At 69.2% G+C, this 1,561-nt stretch carries 2 protein-coding genes; one reads left to right on the top strand and one right to left on the bottom strand.

From position 1 onward, the window contains the following. The coding region (locus VIM26_RS25060; protein ID WP_331956054.1) for an NAD-dependent epimerase/dehydratase family protein at positions 1–818 on the bottom strand (818 nt) is incomplete at its 3' end. A gap of 142 nt (positions 819–960) precedes the next feature. Between VIM26_RS25060 and VIM26_RS25055 the strand changes: the two genes are divergently transcribed. After that, the coding region (locus tag VIM26_RS25055; RefSeq protein WP_414696571.1) for a transposase at positions 961–1,561 on the top strand (601 nt) is incomplete at its 3' end.

Genomic DNA, 1,561 nt, shown 5'->3' with positions numbered 1-1,561 from the left:
CAGCCCTGCGAGCCCGGCTCGATCAGCCACATTGCCAGCGAGTCCGGCCCCATGTACTCGGCCACGCCCTGGGCGAGCAGCCAGTCGGCGGGGGCCATCACGACTGGCCCCTTATGTCCGCCCACCGCCCGTGAAAGCTCGATCCAGCGGGGGAAGGGCAGAATCGGGCCGACGGCGTTGAAGGTGCCGGTGGTTCCGACCTGCGCGGCATCGAGCAGCCACGCGGACAGGTCGCGGACGTCGACGACCTGCGTCATCGCGTGCGGGGTGTCGGGGACGAGCATCGGTCCGCGCGGATCACGCGCGGCGCGGGCAACCCAGTAGCCGGAGCGCCCGGTGTGGTCCCCTGGCCCGCCGATGAGGCCGGGTCTGGCCACCAGCAGCCGGTCGCCGACGGTGTCGCGGGACGCCTGCTCGCAGGCGACCTTGGCCTCGCCGTACTGTTCGCGGTCGACCTCTTCGCGGTCGGTCGCAGGGAGCACCTGTGCGGTTTCGTCGGCTCCGGGGGTGGCGTGCGAGGCGTACACGTTGCCAGACGAGACATAGGTCCAGTGCCTGGCTCGCCGATGCAGCGCGCTTAGCGCGCCGCGGACCAAGCCGGGCTGCCACGACACCTCAACCACCGCGTCCCAGCTCTGACTGACCAGCGCGACATACGCCTCCGGGTCGCGTCTGTCCGCGGCGACCAGGACCGCGCCGTCGGCGACCGGCCCGCTGCGACCGCGCGCGAGGCAGGTCACGTGGTGCCCACGCAACACGCCCTGGCGAGCAAGCTCGCGTCCCAGCCACCCCGTTCCGCCAAGCACCAGCAGTTCCATGCGGTGCAGTCAACCAAACGCCACCCGCAACAACTACACGCTTCGCGGCTGGCGTAACCGCCAGGGTCAGCAGCCAACCGTCCCGCAGCACAAACCTTGGGTTCTAGCGGTCGTCGCAACACCCGAAGATATGAGGGTGCCGATGACCATCCGTTTCTCCAACCAAATCGTGGCCGAGCTGATTCAGCCGTTCTGGGCTGCGTGGCAGGGCGGTGAGTTCATGACTGATGCCTCTGCCATCGCCGGTACCCACCGCCGGCGTGGTCTGGCTTGGGTGCGTCAGGCCGGTGGCGTGCGCCCGCGCCGCGGGCGTTACCTGCAGGGGCGTTACCTGTCCTTTGGTGAGCGGGAAGAGATCGCACTCGGTCGTGCCGGGGGTGAGTCGATCCGCTCCATCGCCAGGCGTCTGGGGAGGTCGCCGTCCACGATCAGTCGGGAGCTGGCCCGTAACAGCGACGGCACGGGCGACTACCGGGCAACGACCGCGCATCCGCTGGCCTACGAACGAGCCAGCCGGCCTAAGCCGGCCAAGCTGGTGACCAACATGACCCTGCGGGCACGGGTCGAGCTGGACTTGGAGAAGAAGTACTCACCCGAGCAGATCGCTGGCAGACTTCGAGGTGACCACCCCGATGACCCGGAGATGTGGGTGTCCACCGAGACGATCTACCAGTCGCTGTACGTCCAGTCCCGCGGGGCGCTGCGCCGTGAGCTGGCCAAATGCCTGCGCACCGGGCGCGGGC

It is taken from the genome of Pengzhenrongella sp. (assembly GCF_036565025.1).
In the GTDB taxonomy this organism is placed as follows: Bacteria; Actinomycetota; Actinomycetes; order Actinomycetales; family Cellulomonadaceae; genus Pengzhenrongella.
Note: the sequence above shows the minus strand (reverse complement) of the source record. Positions and strands in the feature narration are given on the sequence as shown.